Annotated in this window: 13 protein-coding genes; 2 read left to right on the top strand and 11 right to left on the bottom strand. The window is 46.5% G+C overall.

The genetic code is table 11. The features are described 5' to 3' along the window. Window positions 1-4: 4 nt before the first annotated feature. The 7 genes from J7623_RS01360 to J7623_RS01330 all read right to left on the bottom strand — a co-directional run bounded on the left by J7623_RS01360 (window position 5) and on the right by J7623_RS01330 (window position 8,638). Entirely contained in the window at window positions 5-3,184 is a 3,180-nt protein-coding gene (locus J7623_RS01360; protein ID WP_291916358.1) for a TonB-dependent receptor, read from the bottom strand. A gap of 266 nt (window positions 3,185-3,450) precedes the next feature. Then, window positions 3,451-4,503 (bottom strand): FecR domain-containing protein, encoded by a 1,053-nt coding sequence (locus J7623_RS01355; RefSeq protein WP_291916355.1) that lies wholly within the window; start codon window positions 4,501-4,503, stop codon window positions 3,451-3,453. Window positions 4,504-4,616: 113 nt separating this feature from the next. Beyond that, window positions 4,617-5,183 (bottom strand): sigma-70 family RNA polymerase sigma factor, encoded by a 567-nt coding sequence (locus J7623_RS01350; protein ID WP_291916353.1) that lies wholly within the window; start codon window positions 5,181-5,183, stop codon window positions 4,617-4,619. A 165-nt stretch (window positions 5,184-5,348) separates the two neighbouring features. Next, window positions 5,349-5,618 carry a hypothetical protein gene (locus tag J7623_RS01345; RefSeq protein ID WP_291916351.1) on the bottom strand — a complete coding sequence of 90 codons (270 nt, stop codon included), beginning with the start codon at window positions 5,616-5,618 and terminating at the stop codon, window positions 5,349-5,351. Between the two features lie 78 nt (window positions 5,619-5,696). After that, the gene (locus tag J7623_RS01340) at window positions 5,697-6,596 is read right to left on the bottom strand and encodes a LysR substrate-binding domain-containing protein (RefSeq protein ID WP_291916349.1); all 900 of its coding nucleotides are present in this window, start codon (window positions 6,594-6,596) and stop codon (window positions 5,697-5,699) included. A 15-nt stretch (window positions 6,597-6,611) separates the two neighbouring features. Further along, complete coding sequence (locus tag J7623_RS01335) at window positions 6,612-7,409, bottom strand: hypothetical protein (RefSeq protein WP_291916347.1); 798 nt, start codon at window positions 7,407-7,409, stop codon at window positions 6,612-6,614. A 113-nt stretch (window positions 7,410-7,522) separates the two neighbouring features. Beyond that, window positions 7,523-8,638, bottom strand: a complete 1,116-nt coding sequence (locus J7623_RS01330) for a hypothetical protein (protein ID WP_291916344.1) — start codon at window positions 8,636-8,638, stop codon at window positions 7,523-7,525. A 116-nt stretch (window positions 8,639-8,754) separates the two neighbouring features. On the opposite strand from J7623_RS01330, the gene J7623_RS01325 reads away from it, so the two are divergent. Together J7623_RS01325 and J7623_RS01320 are read left to right on the top strand one after the other, a co-directional pair. Beyond that, complete coding sequence (locus tag J7623_RS01325; RefSeq protein ID WP_291916343.1) at window positions 8,755-10,059, top strand: hypothetical protein; 1,305 nt, start codon at window positions 8,755-8,757, stop codon at window positions 10,057-10,059. A gap of 142 nt (window positions 10,060-10,201) precedes the next feature. Further along, window positions 10,202-11,617, top strand: coding sequence for a cation diffusion facilitator family transporter (locus J7623_RS01320; RefSeq protein ID WP_291916340.1), 1,416 nt, complete (start codon window positions 10,202-10,204; stop codon window positions 11,615-11,617). Between the two features lie 4 nt (window positions 11,618-11,621). Here the strand turns inward: J7623_RS01320 and J7623_RS01315 are convergent, their stop codons facing one another. The 4 genes from J7623_RS01315 to J7623_RS01300 form a co-directional block, all read right to left on the bottom strand. After that, complete coding sequence (locus tag J7623_RS01315) at window positions 11,622-12,512, bottom strand: EamA family transporter (protein WP_291916338.1); 891 nt, start codon at window positions 12,510-12,512, stop codon at window positions 11,622-11,624. A 340-nt stretch (window positions 12,513-12,852) separates the two neighbouring features. Then, window positions 12,853-14,286, bottom strand: a complete 1,434-nt coding sequence (locus tag J7623_RS01310; protein WP_291916336.1) for an amino acid permease — start codon at window positions 14,284-14,286, stop codon at window positions 12,853-12,855. A gap of 129 nt (window positions 14,287-14,415) precedes the next feature. Beyond that, window positions 14,416-15,621, bottom strand: coding sequence for an FAD-dependent monooxygenase (locus J7623_RS01305; protein WP_291916333.1), 1,206 nt, complete (start codon window positions 15,619-15,621; stop codon window positions 14,416-14,418). Window positions 15,622-15,873: 252 nt separating this feature from the next. After that, the gene (locus J7623_RS01300) at window positions 15,874-16,761 is read right to left on the bottom strand and encodes an alpha/beta hydrolase (RefSeq protein WP_291916331.1); all 888 of its coding nucleotides are present in this window, start codon (window positions 16,759-16,761) and stop codon (window positions 15,874-15,876) included. Window positions 16,762-16,783: the final 22 nt, after the last annotated feature.

Below are 16,783 nucleotides of genomic sequence, written 5' to 3'. Positions count from 1 at the left end.
AAGATCAGAAAGAAATGTTCAATCCGGCAATCAATTGCCTGGTTTGCGGATAAGTACCAAAGTCAACGCCCATGGCACCGTTCTGGGAACCGAACGCGCTTACTTCCGGATCATAACCAGAGTATTTGGTGGCGGTGAGGAGGTTTTCTCCGGTGAGGTAGATGTTGGCACCTCTCAACCGCATGCGTTTGGCGAGTGCATCAGGCAGTTGGTAACCCAGTGTGAGTGCTTTTAAACGTACATAAGCGCCGTTTTCCACGAAGCGGGAAGAGATGCGGGTATTGGAGGCATCATCAGGCACTGCTTTGGGAATATCGGTGACCTGTCCTTCTTTGGTCCAGCGGCGTAATACGACGGTCGACTGATTCCTGAAATCATTCATGGCTTCAACTTCTATGCGGGTACCGTTAAAAATATCGTTGCCCTGCACTCCTTGTACGAAGATGCTGAGGCGCCAGTTTTTATAACTGAGGGTGTTGGTGAGGCCATACGTAAACTTAGGATTGGCATTGCCAATCACGGTTTTGTCGCCATCGCTCACATCACCGCTTTTATCCAGGTCGGCGTAGGTCATCATACCGGTTTTAGGATCTACGCCGGTAGCTACATATCCCCAGAAAGTGCCCAGTGGAGAACCTTCGCGGATCAGCGCCGCTTCTTCTCTTTGTGGGATCATTCCTACGGGCAATACTTCGTGACCGATGTCAATTACTTTATTCCGGTTAAAGGAGATGTTGAAGTCGGTATTCCATTTGAATGCTCCCACCAGGTTTTTGGTGTTCACGGTAATTTCCAGTCCTTTATTTTCCAGCTTGCCGATGTTTTGCAGTGCGCCGGTGAATCCGCTGGAAGTGGCCAGTGGCTTATCGAAGAGCAGGTCGTGTGTGAACTTGCGGTATACATCTACAGAGAGGTTAATTCTTGTTTTCAATACCGCTACATCTAACCCGATATTATTTTGGGTAGTGGTTTCCCAGCGCAGGTTCCTGTTTTCGGGAGTGAGTGGTGCGGTACCAGGTTGTACTACACCACCCAGGATATAGCTGGCGCCGGTGCCTACTTTACCATACCAGCCGTAAGCATCAATATGGTCGTTACCTACTTTACCCCAGCCGAAGCGTAGCTTTAATTCATCTACGTTATGGATGCCCTTAAAGAAAGGTTCTTCTGAAATGCGCCATCCTACGGAGAAAGAGGGGAAGTAGCCAGTGCGGTTACCGGGGCCAAATACAGAAGAAGCATCTGCGCGGAAGTTACCGGTGAACAGGTATTTATCTGCATAGGTATAATTAATTCTGCTGATCAATGCATCGTTGGCGCGGGCGATGCGGGTACCGGTAGCAAAGTTCACCACGGCGCCACCACTTACGGTAGGTACACTGATGCCGGAGAAGTTTTTAGTTTCTATAGAAGATGTTTCTGTGTTTGTTTTTGAAACGCTGAAGCCGGCGAGTGCGTCCAGGTTATGTTTGCCCATTTTTTTGGAGAAGCTCAGCGTATTTTCCGATAGCCAGTAGATGGTTTGGTCGGTGTTAAGATCGGCTACGCCTTTGTTTACGCGGCCCCAGTCTGTTTTGTAGGGATCCAGGAAGTAGTTGTATCTACCGGTAGTTTGATCATAACCAAACAGGCTTTTAAATTTCAGGCTGGGGGAGATTTTTACTTCTCCATATACATTGCCAAAGAAACGGCTGTTGTTAAAACCGTTGGTGGCACCGTCCGTATAGGCGACAGGGTTATGGAAAGATAAACGTAAAGGATTGGCGGTGAAAGTGCCGTCAGGATTGTATATCCCGATGACAGGCGCGGTGGTGAGTACATTCATGATTACACCACCGTTGCCGGTACCTTTGCTGTCGTCCACATTGCGATCATACCATTTGGAGTAGGAGATGCTGGTACCGATTTTAATGAAGTCGTTTATTTTCTGATCGAGGTTGATTTTGAAGTTATACCGGTTCATGGTGTTGGTGCGTACTACGCCATCCTGTTTCATCCAGGCGCCGGAGATATAGTAGGCAGTGGCGTCGTTGCCACCGTTGAGGGACAACTGATAATTTTGCGTGGCTGCTTTCCTGAATACTTCGTTGTGCCAGTCGGTGTTAGCGGTATACTTGCTCCAGTCGGCCACCTGGCCGAGTTCTGTCATCAGGTCAATATATTCTTTGTTGTTGAGTACCGGTAATTTTTTGGTGACTTCAGACTGCCCGTAGTAAGTATTAAACGCGAGTTGCGGCTGTTGATTCTTACCGCGTTTTGTTGTGATCAATACCACGCCGTTGGCGCCTGCAGCGCCATAGATGGCTGCTGAGGAGGCATCTTTCAAAATTACAATATTCTCAATATCGTTAGGATTGATATCGTAGGTGGTGGCGCTGGGTACACCATCTACCACGTAGAGTGGTTCGCTGTCGGCGGTGATGGAGGTAGTACCTCTCACGCGGATAGAGAAGCCTGCCTGTGGTTTGCCGGAGGAGCGGATTACCTGTACGCCGGCGGCCTTGCCTTCCAGGGAGTAGCCAAAGTTGGTGGCAGGTCTGTCTTCCAGGTCTTTGGCAGAAACGGTACTAACGGCGCCGGTGAGGTCTTTTTTGCGTTGAGCGCCGTAGCCTACAACCACTACTTCATTCAGGGCACCCTTTTTTTCTTCAAGCGATACATTGATGATGGCGTGGTTATTCACTTTTATTTCCTGTTTTTCGTAGCCAATGAAGCTGAAAGAGAGGATGTCGTTAGGAGCGGTACTGATTTCATAGCGACCGTATTGGTCGGTGATCGCTACTTTTTTGCCGGCTAGTACGGTGGCTCCTGGTACCGGTTGGCCGGCTGCGTTTTTTACAACGCCTCTTACGGTGATCTCTTTTTCCTGTGGAGGGGTGTTCTCCCGCATTTTGATGATCACCAGGTGATCGTTCATCACCTGGAAAGTAAGGCGGGTGTTGGCGAGGGCGGTTTGCAGCACCTGTTGCAGGGGCTGGTCTACCACGTCGATATTGACTAGCTGGTTATTCGACAGCAGGTTGCTGCTGTAGGCGATATGATAATCGCACTTGTTTTCGATGAGTTTAAAGAGTTTTTTCAGTGGAACATTTTCTGCCTTCAGGGTGAGCTTTACATCCTGCGAATAGACCATCGCAGTAGATTGCATCACAACACAACATAGAAGGATTGCCAGCATTTTCATTTTCAAGTGCATTTTAGCCCATAACGGCCCTGTTCCGAGGGTTCGGAATTGCCTGTTTTTTTGCATAGATTTGAGTTGTTTAGTTGCTAAATCATTACCTCGCTCCACGCCCGCGAAGTTGGGAGCAGGGTAATACTAACTGAACTGAAGGGGGGATGTTTATCGTTCCCCTTTTTTTAGCTTTTAGCTTTTAGCATTTTAGCAAATGCAGCGGATCTCATATAATATACTCTTCGCTGCATTTGCTAAAAGCTAAAAGCTAACAGCTAATTCGATTGGTTGATATTCTGTTTACTTATTTTTACCTCTGTGCCATGGATGGTATATTGAAATGGTAGAATTAATTGCAGGATGTGTAATGTTTGCGGCAATGTTTCCTTTTCAAAAACGGCCGTGTAGTGGTAGTTGTCAGCAATGGTGCTGTCTACCTGTATCTGTACGCCATACCAACGTTCCAGCTTGTGTGCTACTTCTGCCAGTGTTTCATCATTGAAGGCCAGTTTGTCGTTGGTCCAGGCGGTTTCAGCGATCAGTTGGTTTTTGCTTTGCAGGCTCGTTTTGCTGACCTGTATGGCCATGCTGTTGCTGTTGTTGGCTGGTAGTACCCCATTTTCCAACGTGATTTTTTCATTGGGCTTTAGCACAATGTGATTACCTGGTTTGCTTTTCAGCGTTATTTCTACGGCGCCGCTGATCAGCGATGTTTCTGTTTTGGTGTCGTTTTGATACGCCATAATATTAAATGTGGTACCCAATACTTTCACATCCATATGTGTGGTGTGGATGATAAAAGGGTGCTGGGCGTCCTGGTGTACGTCGAAGAAAGCCTCTCCCTGTAACGTAATTTCCCGCACGCCCTGTTTGAATTGCGGATGCAGTTGTAACTGGCTGTTCACATTCAGGTTTACTTTGGTACCATCGGCCAGCACCAGCGATTTCCGTTCACCGGGAAGGGATTGGACCACTTCCGGCAATGCAGGTTTTTGTGTGGTATGTTGCCAGTACCAAGCGCCGGCAGTGACGGTAACGGCAATGGCAGCCGCTACAGCGATCCGTTTGTACCAAATGTGCAGTGTGTTCGGTTGTTGGCTTTCCAGCAGTTGACGGAACTCCGAAGCCGCTTCGTCTGCCGCCAGTGGTGTGAGGACGGCATGCAGTTGTTGTACTGTTTGCCTGGCCTTTTCCACATGGGCAGTTTCGCCGGGAAAATGCGAGAGGTAAGTAGCCCAGTACTGCGCAGCATCGGCGTTCTGCGTAGTACACCAGGCGATAAATGTATCGTGGGTGATCAGTTCTTCGTACGTGTAAATTTTGGTCATTCCGCCGTATTTATAATACAACAGACGGCCGGACTTACCGGATGTACCAACTTTTTTCCAACTTTTTTATAATTTTTTTCGGGAGATATGTTCTGCCGCCATCAGTCTGCGCTTCAGACGATGCACAGGGCGAGCAGGGAGAGGAGTTGACCAGGGCGCTGGGGTTTATCTGCCAGCAGGAGGCGCATGGCTTTTAAGCCTTCAGAGAGATTGTTATAGATGCTGCGGTGACTGAGCCCCGTTTGGGCAGCAATCTGGTCGTGGGTCAGTCCTTCGTAATATTTCAGGCGGATCACCAGGCGACAGCGAGGTGGTAGGGCCAGGTAGGCCTGTTGCATTTGCGCTTTTAGTTGCTCGGCTTCTTCTGTGAGGATAATTTTTTCTTCTATGCTGTCGTCCGTAGTTTCCGTATCCGGAATCGTGTATGTTTTACCCTTGCTGCGGGCATAGTCGGTGAGTTTGTTTTTAAAGCTGCTGGCAATATAGAATTTGGGCTGATCTATTTGTGACCAGTCGATGTGTTTTTCTATAAAAGCCAGGAAGGTTTGATTGATAAGATCTTTGATAATATCTGGTGCGAAGCCTGCATTCTGGCCTGTTTTAAATAAATAAGGATAGTGTTGCCGGTATAAGGCAACATATTGCTCATTACTATCTGTTGTATTGGACGACCTCGGCACAGGCGGGAAGCTACAAAAAAAGATGATATGCTGCTACATTATTGCGGGGAGAGGGAAAATAAGGAGTAAGACAGAAGGGGAATCCGGCCGGGATAAGGGTGACAGCGCCATCAATATATCATCAGCAGGCATAAAGGAATTTGCCTTTATGCCTGCTGATGACTTTTATTCTCCATTGTACAGCATTTCCATTTCCAGCAGTTTGCTGCCGCCGGCAAAATCGGCTGCTGCATCCGGGCATAAAATGGAACCTAATGAACTCATCATGCGCTGCGCAACGAGGTCGATGTCTTCCTGTGTGGTTGATAAGAAAGGAGCCTGGCTCTTAAGCGTTGATAATAAATAGTTTTTTTGTTGTACAGAAATGTCGACAATTTTATTGATTCTTTCTACAGCCGCCTTGTATAACTCATCATAATAAAAAAGCATGTTCATAGAAACGTACATTTTGTGGTATTCAAATGTAGGCTTATACCTATAATCTTGTCTATTGGAAATTATTATGACCTATAATTATAAATTATAAATGCTTTTGGCCATTTTGATGAATCGCTTGTTCAGATCGCTGGTTTCGCCTTTTCGTTGGATAAAGTAAAAACTGCGCTCTATCCGCAAACCGTCAAAATGGAGGATCGTTAGTTCTCCGTGCTGTAGCTCTTTTACAATAGAGCGGGTAGATAAAAACCCCACACAGCCGGATTCCAGCAGGAAATTCTTTAATGCTTCCGTGCCGCCCAGTCGTACTTTTATCTTCAGGTCATTCAGCCGTATTTTACTTTTCTGCAATCCTGTTTTGATGGCTTCCAGTGTGCCGCTACCTCTTTCCCGGATGGCAACGGGCATGTTCAGGATATCTTTCACGGCATAATTCTTTTTCTTTGCCAGTGGATTATTTCTGCTGCACACGGCCACAATCTTATCTTTCAGAAAAGGTTGATAAGTAATGTTACTTAATTGTCCTTTTTCTTCGGTAACGCCGATGTTTATTTCTTTGTCCAGCAGGGCCTGTAATACAATTTCACTGTTGCGGTTGAGCAGGGAAATATCTACCAGCGGATATTCCCGGTGAAAGGCCGACATCACCTTGGGCAGAATATACAACGCTGCCGTGGTGCTGGCGCCCAGGTTCAGCATACCGGTAGCCTGTTGCTGATCGTGGATCACCGATATATCGAACTCTGTTTCCTGTTGTATATGCCTGACGGTTAACAGGCGGTTATAGAGCAACTGTCCAGCTTCTGTGAGTTCTATCTGCAAGCCTTTCCGTTCAAATAATTTCGTTTTATACTGTTCTTCCAGTCCTTTGATATGCGTGCTTACGGCCGGCTGTGAAATAAACAGTGCCTGGCTGGCTTTGGAAAAGCTTTTCTGGTGTGCAACTTCCATGAAAATCAGGTGACGGTTAGATAGCATATCGTAGGGTGTTAATCAGGGATGGTAAGTAATTTCCCGCTTCCGGATAAACTGTACTTTATCCTGGAAGCCGGTAATTTTATTATTCATTGTTTCTGTTTTTTCTATCCAGTTCTGGTGTTCATCATATTGATAATGATACCGGAAAGTGGTGCGGCGGGTATCTCCCTGCTCGTCTATACGGTCATGGGTATACGTTGTTAAATGATGTTGCTGGTTGTAGCTGTTCGTTTTAACGGACCCCGGTTTATCGGCCGCCAGGGCTGCTTCGCTTGCGTAGGTGGCTTCGTAGATCAGTTGCCGCTGTGCATTGTATTTCCGCTTTGTGATATCATGCAGGGTGCCGTAGGCGTAGTAATGGATCAGTTCTGCCGGATGTCCATCTGTATCGGTGATGGATTGGGTGTTCCACTGCTCGTTGTACGGATCTGTTTCAATGTCTGTGGGCTGGTCGTTTTCAAATTGCGCGGTCACATTACCGGCTTCATCATAACACGTTTTATAAGTATCCTCGCCGTAGTACTGTATGGTTTCCCTGTAATTTCCGTCGGGGTAATAGCTGTTTGTATACACGATGCGGCCATCACTTTCCTGAAGGGTTTCTTCCTGTAAAACGCCGTGGTCATTGTATGCATATAAGAGATGCTTCACCAGTGCATTTGTTTCACTGTACTTTTCCCATTTCAGCAGGGTGCCTTGCGCATTATAATGCGATATCTCATAATCATACCGGGCCCCGGCAGGATCGGTGGTCATGTATTTCATTTGCCGGACTTTCCCCGTTAATTCATCATCTGTAATGGTTTTTCTCATGGTGGATACTATGAATATTTATATCAATTTATGCTAATCAGCGCAGAAAATGGCATAAATATATAATCCTTATGTATTTATCGCCACGCCGTACAGCGTGGCGATAAGGCAGATTATCTTTCTGTAACGAGGTGTTCAAATTTATCCAGTTGTGCTATAATGCCCCAGCCATAGAAATTGTTAGCTACGCCAACCAGTAGCTCGTTATCTCCTTTTGCGAGCGGGAGGTTAATGGTGCTGTTTTCGAGCGTGCATCGTCCTTCGGGTTGTTTCATGATAGGAGAACCGTAAGTATTTTTATCTATATACACGAATTTTCCGTTGACCAATACCCATACCTCGTTATTGAATCCGAGGCGTAGTTGCCGTACCTGGTTGGCAGCGGCATGGATATTTGTTTTGAGCCATACCAGGCGGCGGGTTTGGGGAGCCCCACCAAATTTGCGGGTCAGGTTAATGAGGCCTCTTCTTTCGGCGCGGATAGTATCCCATATGGTGGCTTTATCAGGCAGGTAGGCATCACGGAAGTCATTTTTTTCAGACATGGGAATCACCGGGCTGATCAGCCATTTACGCAGATAACGGGGATCGTTGTTGGTGATGTCTACGCCTTCCAGCGGTGAAAGGTCTTCGGTTTGTCCAGGTTTCACAACAAGGTTGGCAATGATTGCCTGTCCGTCGAAAGAGAGCGTACCATGCGTGGTATTGCCTTCCAGCCGGGGAACTTCCAGTGCCGGACGCAGCATATCGTTCACGTATACACGTAATTGTTTACCAGAGATGAGCAGCTTTACATGGTTCCATTGTTGTTTCTCAAACCAGGCGGCATTTTGATAGTGATACATCATATTCCAGAGATTCACCCCACCAATAAAAGGGGCATATTGTATGGCGGCCTGGTTGCCCGATTCCCCGGTGCGGAAATAAAAACATTCCGTTTCTGCTTTACTGGCGCGCCGGAAGAAGAAAGCAGTGAATACCGTATCTACCAGCTGGATGTCATATTCTACAGTACCATCGGTAAAATCAAAGTTTTTTAATACGGCAGTATCAATACTGTTTAATATCTTCATAGCCGGCACGGATTGCCAGGTAAGGAATTCCACGGTACCCGGTTTAAAGTCCCAGTTGGTCGCCATTAATGGCACCCGGATCGTTCCCTTTTTTTGTTGTGCTGCCACACTTAATGGCAACAATAATAACAATAGGCGAATAGCTGTTTTTGTCATGATCTTTTATTTTGAATGGGTATCCGGCAAAGATGGAGGACCGTATTTATTTGGGCTATTCAACGCTGCATCAAGTTGGTGCAAGTGCGTACAAGTTGGTAAAATGTTCATAAGCAATGACTAACAGTGAGGAATTATATGATATAAAAAGATGCCTGTTATTGGCCGAAGACCGTTTAAACCGGGGATCTGCTGATGCATGGAGTAGCTACGACTTTGAAGCACTAAGCATCGCCATAGCCACGGACACGGGTGTAACACTGAGCGTTACCACCCTGAAACGGTTATGGGGAAAACTCAAATACGCACACATTCCTACCACTACCACATTGAATACGCTGGCTCAATTTGTAGGCTACAAGGACTGGCGTGACTTCAAAAATCAAACGGCACCTCCTGGTAAGTTGAATACCACGCGGCTGGAACCACAGCCTCCGATACACAACACGGCGTTGATATCTCCCGAAAAAATACCCGCCAAACGCATTTCCCGCAAATGGGCCTGGGGACTGCTGTTGCTCCTTCCATTCCTGGTATATGGATTACTATCATTAAATAACAGGAGCACAGCGCCTGTAGATCCGTCGGCGTACATTTTCCGTTGCGATAAAATCAGGCGCTCCGGCGTTCCTAATTCCGTGATCTTTCATTACCGGGCATTGGCGGCTACAGATACTGTATTCATTGCGCAATCATGGGATGTGAGCCGTAAAACGGCAGTGCCGATTGATAAAACGGAGCATTCATCTATCTACTATACACCTGGCTATTTCCGCGCTAAACTGATGGTAGGCCAACAAATTGTAAAGGAAGATGACCTGATGATTGCCTCCGATGGCTGGGTAACCCTCATTGAAAATGAATCAGGCGCGCCGCTCTATTTCAAAAAAGATGAAGTAGAAAGAAATGAAACGATCAGCGTGGATGAAGCACTGCTATCGCAATATCATCTCCCGCTACAACCTTCTCCACCAGCTTTGCGCTTTTTCAATGTACAGGACATGGGCGCGCTGAAAAATGACCAGTTTGTTTTTGAAACCACCCTGAAAAGCGATTTTCACCGGGGCAGTGCTGCTTGTCAAAACGTACAGGTACTCATACTGTGTAAAAATGATGTGATCATCGTCCCGCTCTGCGCCAAAGGCTGCGTGGGTGATATCTTCCTGTACGCTGCCGGCAGGGATGTCAGCAGCAAGCAGGCAGACCTCTCCGGCTTCGGCTGTGACCTGGACCAATGGGCCACCCTACGCGTAGAAGCTAAAAACAAACAAATGCGGTTTATCGTAAACGGACAAACCGCTTATACACTCACTCTTCCACATACACCCACAGATATTGTAGGTTTACAATATCGCTTCTCCGGTACCGGCGCCATTAAAGATACCCGCTTCATTAACGGTAACCAGGTGATTCCGCTATAAATTCCTTTGATGTTGCATTCATCAGAATGTTGTTGATGAAAATGTAGAACAGCGGAGAAGAAGGATAATAAAAAAATGGGCCTGGTATATTTTTTTGGTATACCAGGCTATTTACACATACATTCGCTTTTTAATCAGTATTATGGCAAATATAGTAGTCCCCGAAGTGGCTAATGTAGAAAGTAAAAGTAAGATTACTACTATTTCAGTAATTGCCAGCGGCAGCCTAGCGGCGCTTAAATTTATCATTGGCATTCTCACCGGGAGCCTTGGCCTGATTGCAGAAGGGATACATTCCCTGTTGGATCTGCTTTCTACACTGGTCACCTTTGTAGCTGTGCGGGTAGCCGCCAGGCCACCGGATGCTAACCATCCTTACGGACATGAAAGGGCGGAGTCGCTGGGCGCACTGGCCGGTATGATTTTACTCGGTGCTACTGCACTCATTATCGGCTATCATGCCATCGTGAAAATTTTATGGGAGCCCGGCGCCCCGGAAGTGACCATCTGGTCGTTTGCCATCATCATTATCAGTATTGTGGTGGATTTTATGCGGGTCCGTACCTTAAAGAGAGCGGCCCGGCTTTATCAAAGCCAGGCGTTGGCTTCTGATGCAGAACATTTCGGAAATGACATGCTGGGGTCTATCGCCATATTGATAGGATTGTTATTTATTTTTTTAGGAAGATACCTGCCATTACCTGTTTGGCTGGTAGAACGGGCAGATGCCTTTGCTGCATTAGGCGTAGTATTTATTGCATTTAAATCCGTGTGGAGTGTTGGATCACAAGCCATCCGTTCCCTGATGGACGACGTGCCCGAAGACCTGCAACCCCGCCTGCAGCAACGGGTGGAGCGTATTCCGGGTGTAGTGCCCGGCGCGGTCACTATCAAGCCCCGCTTTGTAGGCAACAAACCATATGTAGAAGCTACTGTAGGTACACTCAGGAGCTTAACATTTGAAAAAGCCCATGAGCTCACGGAAACAATAGAGCATGCCATCAAAGAAGAGCTGGACCCGGAGACCGTAGTGATTGTACATGCAGAGCCTATTCATACCACTGATGAGCCTTACAGCATCACCGTAAGATCCGTGGCTGCACGGCTGGACCTGCGTATCCATAACCTCAACCTCTACCTGGTAGGAGACGAAATGAGGATAGAACTGGACCTCGAAGTGTCGGAAGAAGTAACGCTGCGGGAAGCGCATATGAAATCGGAATTGCTGGAATCTGCGCTGATACAGGAATTCCCATTGCCTGTAAAAGTAGCGGTGCATATTGAACCCAGAAATGAAATGCCTAAAGCGGCCCGGCGGCAGGTAGAAGCCTTTGAACGGGTGAAAGTGGCGTTGATCAAACTAACGGCGTGGCCTAATGTAAAGATCGACGAAGTACTGCAAACAGACGAAGGCCTGGTGGTCACCCTGATTATTTACCTCGCGGGCGATACCTCCCTGGCATATACACATACCATCATGTACGACCTGGAACGTGCATTGAAAGTAGAGGTACCGGATATTATCCGTGTGCATATAGATCCGGAGCCGATGGCGTAAAAAGCTAAGAGGCCACACGGCGGGAGCTGAGCCATATTCCTGCCAGTACCAGCACTCCGCCTGTCATTTGCCAGGCGGTAAATGTATCTTTCAGAAATATAATAGCAATGATGGCGCCTATCACCGGGTTTAAATTCAGGAAGTTTCCTACCTGTGCAGCGGGCAAACTTTCCAGCGCCTGGTTATACAGGAAATAAGCCAGTGCAGAAGCAAATACGCCCAGGTAAATAATACCTGCCCAGGCTTTTCCGGAGATCTCAGGCATCCCATGGTTGTACACATCTATAGCGGCCACCGGCAAAAGTAAAGCCGTACCTATAAATGTGCTGACGGCAGTCGATAACAAGGTATCCGTCTCCTTAATACTCCTGGATAACAACGTGTATACACTCCAGCAGCAAACTGCCAGGGCCATAAGGCCACTTCCAATCAGCGTATGCGAGGATCCATCCGGTGCACCCACGAAGCCCACCAGTATCACACCAGTTACACAAAGTATAATACCAGCAATGCTCCTGGACGACAAATGTTCTTTTAAAATAAGCGCCGCCGGTATGGCTATCGCTACCGGAATTAACCCTTCTATCAGGGCGCCACTGGAGGCTGGAATATAAGTCATGGCAAAATTGAAGAGTCCATAGTACACCGTAATGCCGGCAATGCCCATCAGCGCCAGTTTTTTCATTGGTAAAGACTGTCTTATTTTTCTTCTCCTGTTAAGATAGAAAGGCAGCAATACTGCAGCAGCAATCAGGTGACGTAAAGCAGCAAACAGGTAAGGATGTACCTCCTGTACCACCGTTTTGGTAACAGAAAAAGAACTGCCCCAGATAAGCATCACGAAAATGATACTGATGAATCCTTTGGTACGATTCGTTAAAACTATTTTTCTCATAGCATGTTTCCGTAGTACAAGATAACCGTTTTCTTAATTATTTAACAGCCTGTCCATCTCCGGACACAATATTATCATAAGCGGACGTTTTTTCTGACAGTGCGCGGCATTAATAGCAATAGAATCAAGGAGCTCCGCGATTGGCATATTTTTATTACATAGCAGTTAACTCACACCGCCCTTATGTTCAAAAACTATATCAAAATTGTCTCGGGGAATTTGCTCAGGAAGATAGGACATGCCGCTACCAACAATGTTGGTAGCGCATTAAGTATCAGTGCTTGTTTGGTAATATTTCTCAGTGTATATTTTGAGCCATCAATGATATGATGGCAACAGGCTATGCTTGCGATTTATTTTTCCTCACCAACTGATAACAAATAAACAAACAGATCACCCATACCGGTATCATGGCCACCGGCACCCACATGCCCGTTATACACATCAGGGTTAATATACCAACCAGGAACACCAGGCAGATGTAATTAGATACCGGGTACAGGAAAGAAGGGAACTTCGTTTTTATCTGTGCTTCTCTCTTCGTGCGTTTGAACCGGAAATGCACTACGGTAATCATGATCCAGTTGATAATCAAACAGGATACTACCAGTGACATCAATAGTTCCAGCGCTTTTTCAGGAATCAGTTTATTGATAATAATACACACGGCAGCAAAGCCACCGGATACCAGTATCGCCTTTACCGGTACATGATTTTTGTTTAGGGAAGACAGGAACTTAGGTGCATTCCCCTGTTCAGCCAGGCCATACAGCATCCGGCTATTGCTATATACACAGCTGTTGTAAACAGATAACGCAGCCGTGAGTACAATCAGGTTCAATACATTGGCAATCAGGCTGGTGAAATAAACCGTATGGCCTAAAAGCGTGAACTGGAAGCCTTTTAAGCTTTCAAATACCGTTACAAAAGGACTACTGTCTGTGGTAATGCTTCTCCACGGAGATAATGCAAACAGGATAATCAGTGCGCCTACATAAAAAATCAGGATACGATAAATCACCTGGTTGGTGGCTTTCGGAATTGTTTTTTCCGGCTGATCTGCTTCTGCAGCGGTAATCCCGATCAGTTCCAGGCCTCCGAAAGAGAACATGATCATGGCAATGGCCGCAAATAATCCCTGGTAGCCTCCTTTCCCGTCTGACTGTAATAGCCCTTTCGGAAAAAATCCGTCATCGTTCCACAGGTTTTGTATGCTGGCCTGAGATCCGCCACTACCGCTGATCAGCAGGTAAGTACCGAAACAGATCATGGCCACAATAGCCGCTACTTTTACAATAGAAAACCAAAACTCGGCTTCTCCGTATACTTTAACAGAACTCAGGTTGAGCGCATTAATCGCAATGAAAAAGAACAAACTGGACGACCATAACGGAATGCCCGGCCACCAGAAATGCACGTACATGCCGATAGCAGTTAATTCAGACATACTCACCAGGATATAGAGCACCCAATAATTCCATCCGGATGCAAAGCCTGCAAAAGTGCCCCAGTATTGATAGGCAAAATGGCTGAAACTACCGGACACCGGTTCTTCTACCACCATTTCTCCCAGTTGTCGCATAATGAAAAAGGCGATAATACCCGCAAAGGCATAACCTAAAATAACAGAGGGTCCTGCCTGTACGGCTGCCGGGCCAATGCCCAGGAATAAGCCCGTACCGATGGCGCCCCCAAGGGCAATCAGCTGAATATGCCTGTTTTGTAGTCCTCTTCGCAGTTGCTGCGCGGCTGGTTTAGTGTCGGTTGCTTTCAATGTAAATGCGCTGGATAAGATTGCAAATTGAGTTAATTTCCGCAAAAAGATAAACATATTTGTTTCAAATATCAGATGCCAGCCACATTTACATGAACATTTGCGGAATAAATCTATCGGGAAGGAGCGTTATTCCCAATCAATTTTATATCGATATACCCAATCAATTCCTTTGATGCCAAATAGTTTAAGAAACACGCTCATCATGAAGTTGCGTATTTTCGCCTGCATGGGACTCAGTACTTTTTTGTCGTTGCCACGTCTGCGCCCTTCTGCTACAATTTTTTCCACACGCTGCTTGCGACCAGCTTCAAATTGCGTAAATACCTTTTTATAATCAGCTTGTCCGTCCCGGAGTAGTTTTGCGAGATACATCGCGTCTTCCAATGCTAAGGAGGCGCCCTGGCCGGAATTGGGACTTACGGCATGCGCGGCGTCACCAATCAGCAATACACGCCCTTTATGCCAGGTGGGTAGTGAGGGGATGTCGCTGATATTTTGCCGGATGGGGCGTTCTGTATGTTTAATCAGGGTGGCTACGGGCACGTGGAAATCCCTGTAAATACCCAGCATTTCCTCCTGTAGTTTATCCATGGAAGTATCCCGCAATGCCGCTTCGCTCATAGGTTGAGCTGCCTCCAGGTTAGACCACCACATGGCATACCCTGTATCTGCGGCACAATAGCCGAAAAAGCCTTTGGCGCCAAAAGTAAAATTCAGGCTGCTCAAATCCTGTGAAGTAAGCTCCGGTACTTTTTCCAGTTTCACAAATCCGCCAACGCCTACTATACCGGTAAAAGAGGGTGTTGGGCCCACAGGCAAAACATGGCTGCGCGTTTTGGAACGGATACCATCTGCACCAATGAGTATGTGGCCGCTGTCGCTGGATCCATCTTCGAAATAAGCAGTAACGCCGCCGGGCAGCTCTTCAATAAATTGCAGTCGTTTGTTGTAGCTGACCTCAATACCGGCGTTATTGATTTCACTGGTCAATACTTCGTATAATGCCGACCTGGATATACTTACGCCCGGCTGTCCATATTTGCGGGTATTTCCATAGGGAATACGCGCCAATACTTTGCCGTTTTCACTCCGGAAACAATGTTCCTGGGTAACAGCGCCGCGGGCGGCCAGCTTATCTGCCAATCCCAGCGCAGCCAATACATTCATGCCGTTGGGGGCAATATTCATTCCGCCGCCGGCTGCTCCTTTGTAAGCGTATGCTTCGTAAATGCTACAGGAAATACCGGCTTTCTTTAAGAATAAGGCCAGTGCAAGACCGGCAACTCCTCCACCAATAATCAATACATGCTGTGATTGGGTATTGTTGATCATAATAAAACATTTATGATGCAAAACTATTCACGCCGGGTAGCCATAACAATGGGAAACAGGTGAGATAACGGGTGGCAGCCGGTGAAAGGAGTAATTATAACGGTGAAATAGAAAGGCGCCTTTCATACCAGGTGTTTTTTATGATGTGGATAAGCCCGGAAAGTAAATACTATTACTACACTAACAATAAAAAAGCATCGCAGACGCGACGCTTTTTTATTGTTAGTGTAGTATGATTGCTAATATTAGCCATTAGTGTTGCAGGAAAGTCCTGATGCGTGCTGCTATTTCTACTGCATATTCTTCCAATGCAAAATGCCCGGTTGGATAGAAATGCATTTCTGTATCCGGCATATCTTTTTTATAAGCCAGTGCGCCAGGTTTCAGGAATACCGGGTCATTTTCACCCCAAACAATCAGCACTTTCGGAGACAGTTTGCGCAGGGTTTCCTGCCATTTTGGATACTCTGCTATATTAAAGCGATAGTCATATTTCAATTTGTATTGTATCTCTTTGTTACCGGGTCTGTCCATCAGTAATTGATCCAGCAGGTAGCTTTCGGGGGCTATTTTGGTGGAATCGCTCACACCATGCAGGTATTCAAATTTGGTATACTCCAGTTCAAACGCACTGTATACTTTTGCGCGGGATGCTTCTGTATTTTCGTCGATATTTTTCCTGTATGATTTCAGGATATCGCTTAATCCTTCTGCATAAATATTTCCGTTCTGTACAATCAGCCGGTCAAGTATGGCCGGGTTGCGCTGGATAATTCTCATTCCTACCGGTGCACCGTAATCGAAGATGTACATGCTGCATTTAGTCACGCCTTTCAGTTGCAGGAATTTTTCTACGATGAGGGAATAATTTTCGAAGGTATAGTCAAAGTCTGTCATTGCCGGCATATCACTGAATCCGTAACCAGGATAGTCGGGTGCCAGTATGTGAAACTGATCTTTCAGCAAAGGTATCAGTGTTCTGAAATTATGGGAAGAAGAGGGGAAGCCATGAAGCAGGAGCAGCGTAGGTTTGGCAGGGTCGCCTGCTTCCCGGTAAAAGATATTAAGGCCGTCTATCTTCAGAGTTTTGTGGTATACCGGGTATTTTTCCTGTGCGGTGCCGGCTAAAGAAGTTGTCATAAGTATGAATATTAAAAAGATT

The organism is Chitinophaga sp. (genome assembly GCF_017745275.1).
GTDB lineage: Bacteria > Bacteroidota > Bacteroidia > Chitinophagales > Chitinophagaceae > Chitinophaga.
Note: the sequence above shows the minus strand (reverse complement) of the source record. Positions and strands in the feature narration are given on the sequence as shown.